General features: G+C 36.6%; 11 protein-coding genes. 3 read left to right on the top strand and 8 right to left on the bottom strand.

Annotated features, from left to right (window positions below; genetic code table 11):
* Nucleotides 1-1,583, top strand: a 1,583-nt coding sequence (locus WC614_13620) for an ArsB/NhaD family transporter (protein ID MFA5034041.1), incomplete at its 5' end; no start/stop codon positions are given.
* Between the two features lie 222 nt (nt 1,584-1,805).
* Here the strand turns inward: WC614_13620 and secF are convergent.
* Nucleotides 1,806-2,705, bottom strand: a complete 900-nt coding sequence (secF, locus tag WC614_13625; protein MFA5034042.1) for a protein translocase subunit SecF — start codon at nt 2,703-2,705, stop codon at nt 1,806-1,808.
* Nucleotides 2,702-4,303: a protein translocase subunit SecD gene (gene secD, locus WC614_13630; GenBank protein MFA5034043.1), complete on the bottom strand. Its 1,602-nt coding sequence runs from the start codon at nt 4,301-4,303 to the stop codon at nt 2,702-2,704. The genes secF and secD overlap by 4 nt, the downstream gene beginning before the upstream one ends.
* A gap of 189 nt (nt 4,304-4,492) precedes the next feature.
* Here secD and WC614_13635 point away from each other — a divergent pair, with 189 nt between their 5' ends.
* Entirely contained in the window at nt 4,493-4,852 is a 360-nt protein-coding gene (locus tag WC614_13635) for a cupin domain-containing protein (GenBank protein ID MFA5034044.1), read from the top strand.
* The gene (locus WC614_13640; GenBank protein ID MFA5034045.1) at nt 4,822-6,834 is read left to right on the top strand and encodes an ATP-dependent helicase; all 2,013 of its coding nucleotides are present in this window, start codon (nt 4,822-4,824) and stop codon (nt 6,832-6,834) included. Before WC614_13635 ends, WC614_13640 begins: the two co-directional genes overlap by 31 nt.
* A 35-nt stretch (nt 6,835-6,869) precedes the next feature.
* Here WC614_13640 and WC614_13645 read toward each other — a convergent pair whose 3' ends face one another.
* The 6 genes from WC614_13645 to queD all read right to left on the bottom strand — a co-directional run bounded on the left by WC614_13645 (nt 6,870) and on the right by queD (nt 13,457).
* Nucleotides 6,870-7,340, bottom strand: a complete 471-nt coding sequence (locus WC614_13645; protein MFA5034046.1) for a methylated-DNA--[protein]-cysteine S-methyltransferase — start codon at nt 7,338-7,340, stop codon at nt 6,870-6,872.
* Between the two features lie 195 nt (nt 7,341-7,535).
* On the bottom strand, nt 7,536-9,140 hold the full coding sequence (uvrC, locus tag WC614_13650; protein ID MFA5034047.1) for an excinuclease ABC subunit UvrC: 1,605 nt from the start codon (nt 9,138-9,140) through the stop codon (nt 7,536-7,538).
* Between the two features lie 351 nt (nt 9,141-9,491).
* Nucleotides 9,492-11,549: an LptA/OstA family protein gene (locus tag WC614_13655; protein ID MFA5034048.1), complete on the bottom strand. Its 2,058-nt coding sequence runs from the start codon at nt 11,547-11,549 to the stop codon at nt 9,492-9,494.
* A 25-nt stretch (nt 11,550-11,574) separates the two neighbouring features.
* The gene (bamD, locus tag WC614_13660; GenBank protein MFA5034049.1) at nt 11,575-12,204 is read right to left on the bottom strand and encodes an outer membrane protein assembly factor BamD; all 630 of its coding nucleotides are present in this window, start codon (nt 12,202-12,204) and stop codon (nt 11,575-11,577) included.
* A gap of 43 nt (nt 12,205-12,247) precedes the next feature.
* A complete protein-coding gene (locus WC614_13665) occupies nt 12,248-13,081 on the bottom strand; it encodes a purine-nucleoside phosphorylase (GenBank protein ID MFA5034050.1) in 834 nt (277 codons plus the stop codon).
* A 10-nt stretch (nt 13,082-13,091) separates the two neighbouring features.
* Entirely contained in the window at nt 13,092-13,457 is a 366-nt protein-coding gene (gene queD / locus WC614_13670; GenBank protein ID MFA5034051.1) for a 6-carboxytetrahydropterin synthase QueD, read from the bottom strand.
* Nucleotides 13,458-13,661 lie beyond the last annotated feature (204 nt).

Raw genomic sequence — 13,661 nt, forward strand, 5'->3', positions numbered from 1 at the left:
ATATTTCAGGTAGGGTATTTGACTCTTACAAAAAAAACATCTCTGACGCAGAAATAGATATTTCCATTGACGGCAAGTATTATAAAACAGAAAAAACATCTTCCGAGGGAAACTTTATCTTTCAAATCGATAGTTTACAAGATTTCAATAACATTGAAATTAAAACTTCAAAACCTACTTATAATAACAATAAATTAGAGATAGAAAAATCTAAATTAGCTTATAAAGAAGGCACTTATTCCTTGTTCTCTGATATTACAATTAACCATACTTTAGGACCTGCTTTTTATATATCCGTTATCATATTACTTCTCGTTTATCTACTTATCGGATTTGATTTATGTCACAGAACATTAGCCGCCTCTCTTGGAGCAGCTCTCATACTTCTCGTCACATATACTTTCGGTTCATTCAATAATGGCTACTTTGTTATCTCTTTCGAAGATGCTATGAAAGCTATTGACCTTAATGTAATTTTTCTCCTCTTCGGGATGATGATTATCGTCGGCATAATGAAAATCACGGGTGTCTTCCAGTGGCTTGCTTATAAATCCTACCAACTTGCAAAAGGAAATATTTTAACTCTGGTAATTCTTCTTAGCGTTATTACGGCAATAGTGTCAGCTTTTTTGGATAATGTAACGACTATGCTTCTTATCGCCCCGGTTACCCTTGAAATTACAATGATTCTTGGAATAAATCCGTTTAGCTTCCTACTCCCTGAAATTATGGCTTCAAATATGGGCGGCACAGCTACCCTTATCGGCGATCCTCCAAACATTATGATTGGCTCTTATGCGGGACTCACTTTTAATCAGTTTGTAGTCCACCTTACACCTATAATAATAGTTTGTATGATTGTACTACTGGTTCTGATAAAGTTTTACTTTGGAAAAGAATATGCGAAAGCAAAAATAGAAAATGTTGACGAACTTCTGAAAAAACTAAAAGAAGAATACAAAATAACCGACAGTCAATTACTCAAGAAAAGCTTAATCGTTTTAGGCATTGTAATTCTTATGTTTATAACTCACGGATTTTTACATATGGAAGTTAGTATTGCCGCTTTGGTCGGAGCATCCCTTTTACTTATGATAAGCAAAGTAAATATCGTTGAAGTACTGGAAAAAGAAGTCGAATGGCCTACACTAATATTTTTTATGATGTTGTTTATTGTTGTCGGAGCCGCAGAAAACACGGGTTTAATACAAATGATTGCCAATTCGGTAAACAAACTATCGGGCGGGAACCTTACGGTTGCTATTCTATTAATTATTTGGGTGTCGGGCATTGCTTCAAGTATAATAGATAATATCCCGTTTACCGCAACAATGCTTCCAATAGTTGCTTATCTAACCCATACCATTCCCGGTGCAGGAAATACTTTATGGTGGGCACTTTCGCTTGGCGCCTGCTTGGGCGGAAATGGAACGTTAGTCGGAGCCTCGGCAAATATCGTAACCGCCGGCTTAGCAGAAAAACGGGGATATAAAATTACATTTTTCAATTACTTGAAAGTCTGCGCCCCAATTACCCTCGCTACGCTTGTAATAAGTTCTATATTGCTCCTCATCCTTAAATAAATATTATAACTTTTCGCTTCTCTCTTCTCTGCAATAATCCATATTTGCTTATTGTCTTATTTGGTAAGTTCACTTCTCTGTCATTCTGAGCGTAGCGATTACAAACCCTTAATTTATTTAGGGCTTTGTTATCCAGAAGCGTAGCGTATCTTTACTCTTTTGTAATCTCGTGTTAATCTGTGGAATCTCGTGGTTACTATTTTACTTTGCAGAAATAAAACCTTACTTGGAGTTTTTGGCGGCAATTTTCTTTTTAGAAGACCATAAGTCCCAATCAACTACAAGAGCAGAAACTACATAAACGGAAGAATACGTCCCGACAACGATACCTATAAGCATTGTAAACGCAAAATCATGAATTACAGGCCCGCCGAAAAAGAAAAGAATGACCAAGACAAACATTGTGGATAATCCCGTAATTACTGTTCTTGACAATGTTTCGTTTACTGAAGTATTTACGAGGTCCGTAAGAGAAACTTTTCTGAGTAGCCTCTTGTTCTCTCTTATTCTGTCGGATATTACTATAGAGTCATTTATGGAATAACCTATTATCGTTAGCAATGCTGCTAATATGCTTGCAGTAAATTCTTTATTTAAAATAGATAATAAACCCGCGGTAAGAATTAAGTCATGAACAATGGATATAACTGCGCATACACCCCATCTAAACTGGAATCTTATCCATATATATATAAGCATACACGCCCAGCACAATAAGACAACCCAGATAGCTTTTTGTCTGAAATTTTCTGAAATTGCAGGACCAACAAGGTCTTCTTGAACCACGGTCGGCGATGGAGTAAAGAGCTTGCATATTTCATTTCCTATACCTTCTTTCGGATATGTTCTTATTAAATAATCATATTTGGTTCCCTTTTCTTCCTGTATAACAGCTTCCTTAAATCCCATCTGGGATAACTTTGCTCTTAAATCACTTATTGGGATAGGTTGTTCAAAATGTAACCTTACAAGTGAACCACCGGTAAAATCTATACCGTACTTAGGACCGCCTTTTACTATAAAAGATACTATACCCGGGATAATTATTGCCAATGAAAGAATATACGCAAATTTTCTTTTCCCGATAAAATCATATTTCGTATTCTTAAATATATTTATCATATCGAAAGCCTTTTTGCCCCTTTTAATGTTATGACATCAAGTACTACTTTTGTTATTACGATTGCAGTAAATAAGTTGGCAATAACTCCTATTGCTAGTGTAATACCAAATCCTTTCACCGGACCTATACCAAAGTAATAAAGTACAATCGCTGCAATTAAGGTAGTAACGTTAGAGTCAAATATTGCGCTGAAAGCTCTTGCATATCCTGCATCAATTGCAGCCCTCACCGTTTTACCTGCTCTCATTTCTTCTTTTATACGTTCGTATATAAGGATATTTGCATCCACACCCATTCCTACCGTTAATGCAATACCCGCAAGACCCGGCATAGTAAGTGTTGCCTTGAACGCAGATAATATTGCAAGCAAGTAGAATATGTTAAAGAATAATGCAAAATCCGCCAATAAACCACAACCTTTATAATAGAAAAGCATAAATAACACGACTACGAGTGAACTGATAAGCATAGATTTCATTCCTGCTCTTATGGAATCTTTCCCAAGCGCCGGACCTACCGTTCTCTCTTCAACAATTTCAAGAGGAGCCGGTAATTTTCCTGCGCGGATTATAAGCGCAAGGTCTTGTGCTTCTTTAAATGGAGACGTTCCCATATCTATCTGGGATTTTCCACCACCAATTCTCTCTATTACTACCGGGGCAGATTGCACAACCTCATCCATAACAATTGCAATACGACGATTTACGTTTGCGCCTGTTATTCGCGCCCATTCTTTTTTTGCTTTTCCTGTCATCGTTAAATCCGTCCTTGCTCCCGCAGAATTCTTGTTGGTCCCTATCCCGGGTTGCGCATCAACGATCGCATCTCCCTTGAGACAGGCTTCTTTCTTTACAAGTAAAAGCTCTGCACGTTTTTCATATTCAACTTCTTCTATCTTACTCCATAAAAATTCGTCGTCCGAAGGTATAAGTTCCGACACCCCGGGCGTACTAAGATATTTCTTAAGTTCCGGAATATCCGTATCCGTTATGTAACCATTCCCCATCAAAGAAAGAACGGGATTCTCGAGTACTTCAAAACTGTCGCTTGCGCTGTCTTTGAATATACTATTAATGACTGAAGTATCTTTTAAAGCTAAACTTGAAGTGTCTTTTACCGCACCTTTATAGTATTTATATACATACTCATCTATCTTCTTTATGATTTCCATTGTGAATTCCGGCTTCTCTACAAGCCTGAATTCTAACTGGGCAGTCTTTCCTATAATCTCTTTTGCCCTTTGCACGTCTACAACACCTGGCAAATCAACGCTTATACGGTTTGATCCCTGCTTTGCAATCTGCGGTTCGGATACGCCAAACTGGTCGATTCTGTTTCTTAAAACCCCAAGAGCCCCTTGAGTTTCATCATTAGATAATTCTTTATCTTTTCCCTTTAAAACTAAATGAACTCCACCCTGCAAATCCAATCCAAGCTTTATCGCCTTAGTGTGAAGAGTTTTAAGCTGCTTCTCCGTCATATTCTCTTCCTGCTCGGGAGTAAGCTTAAAAAACCTTACGGTATAAGAGAGTTGCCATGCCGCAAGTATCGTGGCAAGTAAAATAAAAATCGTTTTCGCTTGAATTTGCGCTTTCATAATAATTTGGTTATAATAGTTTTTTATTGCAAATTGTCAATAAGAAAGTTAAAGAAATTTCATACAAGTCTAATATTAGGCTTTAATCTATTAAGTATTTTAATGCTTTCCCCATTTAACTAATATACGAATTTCGAATAACTATGTTTAAAGTTGACAAAAACCTCTCTGAAACATAGCATACTCCTTATGTTTATAAAGGAACTGAAAAAATGTAAAGAAATAATTTCCGGTGATAATGCCATTTTAAGAGAGTTGCTAAACCCACTTAAAGAAACACTTAAACTCCGGTACAGCCTTGCCCACGCAAAAGTCAAGCCCGGCGAAATTACCCGCCCGCATAAATTAAAAAGCTCCGAAATATACTATATTATAGAAGGCTCAGGTGAAATGTATATTAATAATGAAAAAAAGAAAGTCTCCAAAGAACAACTAATTTACATTCCTCCAAACTCAATCCAGAAAATAAAAAACATCGGCAAAAAAAACTTGATTTTCTTATGCATCGTTGACCCCGCATGGAAACAGCAAGACGAAGAGGTTGTATAAAAATGCCCTCCCCTGAAGCCAAAAATATAGATTACGAAAACGAACTAAATCCCCAGCAATACAATGCCGTCACCGCGGAAGACGGTCCTTCACTCGTACTCGCCGGCGCAGGTAGCGGTAAAACACGCGTCCTTACTTATAGAGCTGCTTATTTGTTGGAACAAAGAGTAGTTCCCCCTTATCAAATGATTCTTCTTACTTTCACCCAGAGAGCCGCCGCAGAAATGTTAAACAGGGTTAACTCATTATTAGGAGCGGAATCTAAAGAAATATGGGGTGGAACTTTCCATCACATAGGAAACAGGTTTCTAAGAAAATACGCGCGATACATTAATTATCTATCCAATTTTACCATAATTGACAGGGAAGACTGCAAAACCCTCACAACAGAATGTATCAAAGAACTTTCCATAGACATAAAATCAACAAAATTCCCCAAGGCAGATATATTAATTGAAATCCTGTCTTTAGCCCAGAACTGCTTAATCCCGGTCGAACAGGTTATAAAAGACAGGTATCCCTTCCTGAAAAATAATATGCAAGAAATATCTTCCGTACTCGAACTTTACGACGCCAAAAAGAAAAAACAAAATATAATGGACTTTGATGACTTGCTTACTTACTGGAATAAATTATTGGATATACCCGAAGTTAAATCCTCTATAACGAATAAATTTAAATATATTCTCGTAGATGAATACCAGGATACTAATAAACTACAGCTGGATATAATATATAAAATGAATTCCACTCATAAAAACATTATGGTAGTCGGTGATGAAGTCCAGAGTATATACTCTTTCAGAGGCGCAGAATACAGAAATATAATAGACTTTACTACAAAATACCCTGACGCAAAAGTATTTAAACTTGAAACTAATTACCGCAGCAGCCCGCAAGTCCTGTCTTTTGCAAATGAAATAGTTAAAAACACCGAAGACGTATTCAAAAAAAGACTCATAAGCACAAAAAAAGACGGCGACCGCCCAATGATAGTGTCCACCGAAGACTCCTACCAACAGGCAGAATTCGTATGCCAGCAAATATTCGAATTCCTGAATAAAGGCATAAAATTAAAACAAATAGCCATATTATACAGAGCGCACTTTCAATCAATGGAACTTGAAATGAACCTGCTGAAATGTAAAATGCCTTATATTATAAGGTCCGGGGTAAGATTCTTTGAAAGAGCGCACATAAAAGATGTTATATCTCACCTGAAGTTCATCGCTAATCCTACTGACGAACTGGCATTCAAAAGAATAGTGAAACTGCTTGATGGAATCGGGGAATCCAATGCCCAAAAAATCTGGAAAAAAATATCCGAAACAAATAACGAGTGTGTTAAAGATGCCCCATTTATACCTAAGAAATCCTTAACTAGTTGGAACTCTTTCTGCCAGCTATTAGAAACGTTAAAAGAAAACGACAGACCCGCCGATATGATAGATAAAATAACCGATGCAGGATACATAGAATACTTGCATTACACTTATACGGACTACCAGGACAGGGAAAATGACATAAAACAACTTGCCCAACACGCCCTTCAATATGAATCCACTGACGATTTTCTTTCCGAAATATTATTAAAAGAACCCGCAACAAATGAAGAGATCGATATTCCAAAACATAAAGAAGAAGCAAATGCACTCACTCTGAGCACCGTTCACAGGGCAAAAGGACTTGAATGGGACGTTGTCTTTATTATATCAATGTCCGATGGACTTTTCCCCATATCAAAAGCTTATGAAAATGATGAACAATATGAAGAAGAAAGACGTTTATTTTATGTCGCCACGACAAGAGCTAAAATGCACCTTATCCTGACTTACCCGATGACAACGACAAGAAATTATATGATTACTAACGTTCTCCAGCCTTCCCCATTTTTACAGGAATTAAATAAAACCGTATACCAAAAATTTTCTCTGCCAAAAAGAGAATCGAAATACGGCTATAACCCCGATTCTTATTATTAACTATTCTACTATTACACAAATTCCGTTCTTTTTTTCTAAACCCTTTCCAGATCAATCAACGCTTTTTTCCATTTAATCCCGCCGCCAAAACCACCTAATTCACCGTTTTTCTGTATTACACGATGGCAGGGAATTATTATCGGCAGTGGATTTGAGCCAAGCGCCTGTCCACAGGCGCGGGGAGAACTTTTTATCCTATTCGCTAATTCCTTGTAACTAATCGTTTCGCCATAAGAAACATTCTTTTTTAATGCCTTAAATAATTTTAACTGAAAATTACTAAATTTCACATCAAGCGAATACTCAAAACTTTTTCGTTTTTTATTTCCATCAAGATAAGTCAATATGTCTTCTTTTAATTTATACAATACAGGAGATTTTTCTTTATCAGAGTTTTTAACACACTGCTTACCGAATTTTATTTCTTTAATCCCTTTATCCGTAGCATATATCGTCAACCATCCATAAAGGGTATTAAATGCCAAACAATAATCTTCTCTCTCCATTCTTTTTCAGTTCCCTTTTTACTACCTACTTTCTACTATCTACTCTTAACTCCTCTGTGCTAATCCGTGGAAATCCGTGTCCATCCGTGGCTATAATTTGTTTTTTATTATCTTTATTAGTCTTGTGTAAATCGTGTGGAATCTTGTGGTTTAATGTTATTCTATTTTCTTTTTGTTTTTTACTAGTTTTCACTCTCAAATTTTTACAATCTTGTCTCTTATTTTCTTATGATACGATATCGCAAATCTATGCGCTTCGTTTCTTATTTGTTGAAGCAACCTGAGTGAAATAGACCCTTTCGGAAGAGATATTATTTTTCCTTCCGGCGTATGTATTTGTTCAAACTTTTTTGCCAAACCAAAAACAGGAATATCCTCAGGCACACATTCTCTTGCTGCGCGGGTTTGACCCGTTCCCCCGTCAACTAATATAAGGTCGGGTAACTTTCCGTGCTTTATTCTACGGGAAACAATTTCCTTCATCATACCGACATCATCTACTCCTTTTACGGTTTTTATCCTGTATCTCCTATATCCCGAAACCGATTTTCTCCCGTTTTGAAACGCAACCGACGACCCGACCGCATATTTATCCCCTAAATTGGAAATATCAAAGGCTTCTATTTTTACGGGTAATTTACTTAATTTCAACACCTTCTGTAATTCCACAATTGATCCCGGAAGTTTTTCCGTCCTACCCGTAGTCAGCCAAAAACTCGCATTCTGCTTCGCAAATTTTATTAAGTCTTTTAGTTCATCCGTACCCGGGAATACAATTTTTACCTTTAACCAACTTTCCAAATTCTCCTTTTCTTCTATATCCTCCGTTAATATTTTAGAAGGCAGGAATGGCGCATTTTTGTAATACTGCAAAATAAATGCCCTTATTATTTCTCCTTGTAGGGTATTTATAGGGATATGTAACATATAATGTTCCGTTCCCACTATTTTACCGTTACGGATAATTATAAGAACAATACATCCATAATGTTCTACACTTTCCAACCCAAATACATCCATATTTATATTATCGTCAAAAACCACTCTTTGCTTATTTGTAATGGATTGTAAGTTTTTCAACCTGTCTCTTGTTTTTCCGGCTTCCTCAAATTTCAATTCTTTCGAAAGCCTATCTATGCCGGATTTAAGCTTTAGTTCTAACTCATCCGACTTGCCTGACAAAAAAGCCATTATATTATTCACAAACTCCATATATTCTTCTTTAGTGATTTTCCCCTCACACGGAGCAGAACATTTTCCAAGATGATAATTAAGACAGGAACGGGTTGGGAACTTTCCCTTGCAACTACGCACAGGAAATATATTTCTCACATATTTTATTGCGCGTTTCATACTTTTTACGTCGGTATAAGGCCCAAAATATACGGCGCTTCTGTCTCTTACGTCTCTCGTTGAAAAAACACGCGGGAACTCTTCATTGATAGTTATCTTTATGTATGGATATTTTTTGTCGTCCTTCAGCCTGATGTTATATCTTGGCAAATGAAGTTTTATAAGGTTTGCCTCAAGTATTAATGCCTCTATCTCCGAGTTTGTAATGACGTAATCTATATCCTTAACTTTAGATGCGATTATACTTGATTTGTAATCCGCAGTAACGCTAAAATACGATTGGACACGGTTCTTCAAACACTTCGCCTTGCCAACATATATAATCTTACCTTCCCCATCCTTCATTAAATAAACACCGCTCTTGTCAGGAATTTTATCTAATACCAACTTGCTAACAATCTGCTTAGTTAGCTTAGTTGGTATTATACCAATAAGCCTATAATCCATGTATTATTCCATTTTGACAGCGGTTTGGTGTAAAAAAGTTCTCTCCATTTTTTTTAACTCTAAACTTTCCGTTCTCTGTATTCTCTGTTCTTGTTCTCTGCGTCCTCTATGTTTTTAATCTGTATTCTATTTTCTTTTAATTCCTAAATTCTGTTTTTTTAGTTGGAGTTTCCGACTTAAGTAGTATTTCTCCAACCTATCTCCGCCTGAGGCGGACCAGGCTCTGTATACTCTGTGGTGACATTTTTCTTCTTTTATTCCTTTCTCTGCGAACTTTGCGTCGGAGTTTACCCCGAAACAGGCGGGGCGGTGAAAAATTTTCGTTTTTTCCGTATTTATCCCAAATCTTTACTACTCACCCGTTTCAGACTCATAATGTTTCTCATACTTTATCTCGGGGAGCGCTTTTAATTTTATCTGGACGTTGTACTTCCAAATTTCTGCATATTTATTGAAACTAAATGTTATATCCCAACAATGTAAATCCCTGTACAACGAATAGCTTTCCTCTACCGTATTCTTATGGACAATGTCATATCTTCTTGCCATTGATGCTTTCCAGTTTCTTGTCAAATTAACGTTAATCGTTCCCCATATACTCTTCTTTTCTTCGAGCGTATCCGGGACCCAGTTATAAGTTGTAGAAAGATTAAAAGTTCTACGCATCAAACTTGAACCCACCGTTAAACGGTCAAACTTAAATTCCTTTTCAGCGGTTTTATAAGTAGAATATGCCTGCAAATCTATCAACGGTATCGCTCTCGAAGAAGCATAAATGTTTATGTTATTAAATTTATTATTTATAAAATCACGACTCCCCGATAGATTTATTGCCCCAAGACTAACCTTTTTCTCACCATATAGCATCTGGAATTCATTATTCAAGCCAAATGAAAAATATTTTGTAGTATCTATTAATGAAAAACTGATATTAGGAGAACTTATATGCCTGATTTCAGGCTTGAAAATGGACTTTCCATATATATTTGTAGAAGCCGTTACACTATATCTTGAATGGTAAGGTTTTACATTTGGAATTGGTTTCTTAAAACTATAATTATGTCCCGTAGATGGCGAAATTACAATATATCTAAAAACATTAAATGGAAGACTAAATGCTGTGTTATTGTCCCATGTTTGTTGATAATCTAAAGCGCCCGATTTTAAGTTTGATATGCCTCCCGAATAAGAAAAATACCCCTTAAAAATACGAATAGGCGTTAATCCATAAGTTATCCCCGGGGCTGTTCTCTGGATACTGTTTCCTATCGTATCGTCTAAATTTTTTCTTTCCCTGACGATTAAGTTAACGGAAGCCCTGTCCCAGGACTTATTCATAGATAAATATGAGTCAATTATTTTATCAAGTTTTACTACTGTCGTATCGCTATAATCAGACGTATACTTTCTATCGCTTTCAAAATTTCCTTTTACGATTAATGACATTCTTGACGCCATTCTCTGAGAATGGTTTATTTGCATAGTCCAGCGTTCATTTCCCTGTTTCTCTTTTATATATGACCCATTCAATCCTCCGCTTGAATACTGCGAGAAAACCCATCTCCCTTCAATTAAACTTTGTAATCCCTGTATCTCAAAATAATTAACCGTAGCCGTAATATCCGAATATTTATTCGTTACCCAATAATAAGATAAATTTTGTATGTATTTTCCCTTATCCGATGAAGTACCTACTTTAGGGAGATGCAGCCACCCGGATTGCCTGCCTTTTTTAATTGGGAACCACCAGAAAGGTGCCGCAAAAAGAGGTATCTCTCCTACAAAAAATACAAGCGGTTTTAAATAAATCATATCGTCCACATATACCTTTAATTCTCTTGCCCAAAAATAATAATGAGGCGGTCTTCTGTCACAGGTTGTGAATTTTCCATAATCTATATTTAATGCACTTGTATCTACTTTCCTTATGATTCTTCCTTCAAACCACCCCTTGTCCATTTTCGTCCTGCCATCTAAAATAATACCCTGCTCCGTTTTCAAATTATATTTCATCCTCCTACCCGTAATTGAATCCTGGCTTCCAACCCATAATACCGGGTTTCCCCATATTGTAACAATTTCATTATTCAATTCATATTTTATTGTGTCCGCATTTGCTCTTACTTCAGGAGTCTTTATGTTGGCATCCCCTTTTAACCATATTATCTTATCATCCCACATATAAACTAAAGTGTCCCCTTTATAAGTGGAAGTTCTCGCCTGCCCGTCTTTCTTTTCGTTTTTTTGAGAGAGAATCTGGCTGTCCACCTTAGGTGAAACATAGACACTATCGGTAATTTTGGGAGATATTTTTAAGGATTCTAGGGAATCTACAGACGCTGCTAATGCTACAGGTATTACGGGTGTCGCAGATGCTAATACTAGAGTTAAAATAAATATTGTTTCCAAGTTATGTCGCGCACAGAGAATTATTCTATTTTGGACACTTTGCAAGTAACATTATTACTTCTTCAGAATATGAATTTTCTGGATAAGTTTCCTGTATCGATTTCAAATATATATTTGCAGACTTAGTTTTCCCTATCTTTAAATACAGTTTTGCAGTTTGTAAATCTTTTCTAACAAGCTTATCTATACATCTCTTTTTGTTCTTCTCTATTTTAGCCTTATATTCACTATCGGGATATTTTGCAATAAATTTATCCAACTCCTGCATCGCCTTTATAGTCGCAGTCTGTTCAAGATAAAATGGAGGTGAATGCTTAAAATAACATACGGCAAGCTCATATTCTGCCTTCTGCATAAACCTCGAATTTGGATAAGTGTTTATAAAAAAATCATACTCTGTCTCCGCCTGAACATAATTCTTTTTTAAATAACTTGACCTCGCGAGCAGATACTGCGATTCTTCAGTCCATTTGCCGGCAGGAGATTCGAAAATTACGGACCTGAACTTCTCTATTGCTTTATCATAATGTTTAAGCTTATATTCTTTTTTTGCCTGTTCAAAAGCTTTCTCCGGCTCAAGTCTGGCTATTGACGTATGTTTCGCACAGCTACTGCATAAAACTGCCAATAATAGTACAGTTTCTATTCTTTTCATTAAACCTCCTTAATTATTAGTTGGACTTATCGAGCTTGCTTAATTAGTCCAACTTATTCAGCTTGCTGACGATTGCTTCAACAAGTTTTGCTAATTTTGGTTCTGCCTCATTTGCAGCTTTTATAACCACTGCAGCTGATACAGGTTCAAGAATATCCGGCAACCCCATATCCGTAATTATTGACATTCCTATTACTTTAAGCCCACAATGCCTTGCTACAATAACTTCAGGAACGGTTGACATTCCAACTGCATCCGCGCCCAATATTTTAATCATTCTGTATTCTGCAGGCGTTTCAAAACATGGTCCCTGTAACCCTAAATAAACCCCTTTTCTCACTGGTATTCTTTGCTCAAGCGCTACTTTTTCTGCTAATGCCAATAAATCTCTGTCATAGATATTTAACATATCGGGAAAACGGGGGCCAATTGAATCATCGTTTTTCCCTCTTAACGGATGTTCCGGGAAAAAGTTTATATGATCGGATATTAACATTACATCGCCCCTGTTAAACAAAGGGTTTATTCCCCCGGCCGCATTTGATACAACCATAATTTTACACCCGAGAGCTTTTAAAACTCTTACGGGAAAAGTAACTTCTTGCATTGAATATCCCTCGTAATAATGGAACCTTCCCTGCATCGCTACAACTTTTTTCCCGCCAAGCGTTCCAAATAATAACCTGCCCTTGTGGGACTCTACAGTAGAAATAGGGAAATCAGGTATCTTATTGTAAGGGATTGAAGTTTCCACTTTTATTGACCCGGCAAGTCTGCCCAACCCGGTTCCAAGTATTATACCGATTTCCGGTTTCATCTTAGTCTCTTTTCTTATGGCATCTACCGTTTTATTTATCGTATTTTTTAAGTCTTCCATTATGCTCCTTTTATTCTACATAAGTTACTAAATTCTTTTCGGACTCCCAGACTTTTATTTCTTTTAATTTTACGGATTTATCAAGTTTTTTACTCATACTGCCCCATATTATTTTTGCTATATTTTCGGCGCTTGGATTTATTTTTTTGAACGCAGGCAATTCATTTAAGTTCTTATGGTCAAAGCAATTTACTACTTCTTCCAATTTTTGTCTTAACACCCTAAAATCCATACCAAATCCCTCTTTTTTGAGTTTCGTCGCTTCTACCGTAATGCTAACCTTAAAATTATGTCCGTGCATCCCGCAGCATTTTCCACGGTAACCGTCTAAGTGATGCGCTGCCGAAAAATGCGTTTCAGTTGTTATATTCCACATAAATATGATACGAAGCCCTTAGGAGTTTTACTCCTTAGGGATTAGTATCCAGTCCCACTGGATTCCTCTTCCCTTAGATTTCTTCTTCTTTTGCTCGCAAACACCGTTATACCGACTATTACCGATAAACATACCATTATACCTATTAATATCAGGGTTTTATTATTTTTATCCATATTTACGTTCACGGCTCTCTGCCCTTTT

The organism is bacterium, from assembly GCA_041649255.1.
Classification (GTDB): Bacteria; Hydrothermota; UBA3073; order JACQXS01; family JAQTXJ01; genus JAQTXJ01.

Bases quoted from the DNA above. Each gene is read 5' to 3' on its own strand.
- secF (MFA5034042.1), bottom strand. From the start codon at position 2,705: ATGATAAATATATTTAAGAATACGAAATATGATTTTATCGGGAAAAGA.
- secD (MFA5034043.1), bottom strand. From the start codon at position 4,303: ATGAAAGCGCAAATTCAAGCGAAAACGATTTTTATTTTACTTGCCACG.
- WC614_13635 (MFA5034044.1), top strand. From the start codon at position 4,493: ATGTTTATAAAGGAACTGAAAAAATGTAAAGAAATAATTTCCGGTGAT.
- WC614_13640 (MFA5034045.1), top strand. From the start codon at position 4,822: ATGGAAACAGCAAGACGAAGAGGTTGTATAAAAATGCCCTCCCCTGAA.
- WC614_13645 (MFA5034046.1), bottom strand. From the start codon at position 7,340: ATGGAGAGAGAAGATTATTGTTTGGCATTTAATACCCTTTATGGATGG.
- uvrC (MFA5034047.1), bottom strand. From the start codon at position 9,140: ATGGATTATAGGCTTATTGGTATAATACCAACTAAGCTAACTAAGCAG.
- bamD (MFA5034049.1), bottom strand. From the start codon at position 12,204: ATGAAAAGAATAGAAACTGTACTATTATTGGCAGTTTTATGCAGTAGC.
- WC614_13665 (MFA5034050.1), bottom strand. From the start codon at position 13,081: ATGGAAGACTTAAAAAATACGATAAATAAAACGGTAGATGCCATAAGA.
- queD (MFA5034051.1), bottom strand. From the start codon at position 13,457: ATGTGGAATATAACAACTGAAACGCATTTTTCGGCAGCGCATCACTTA.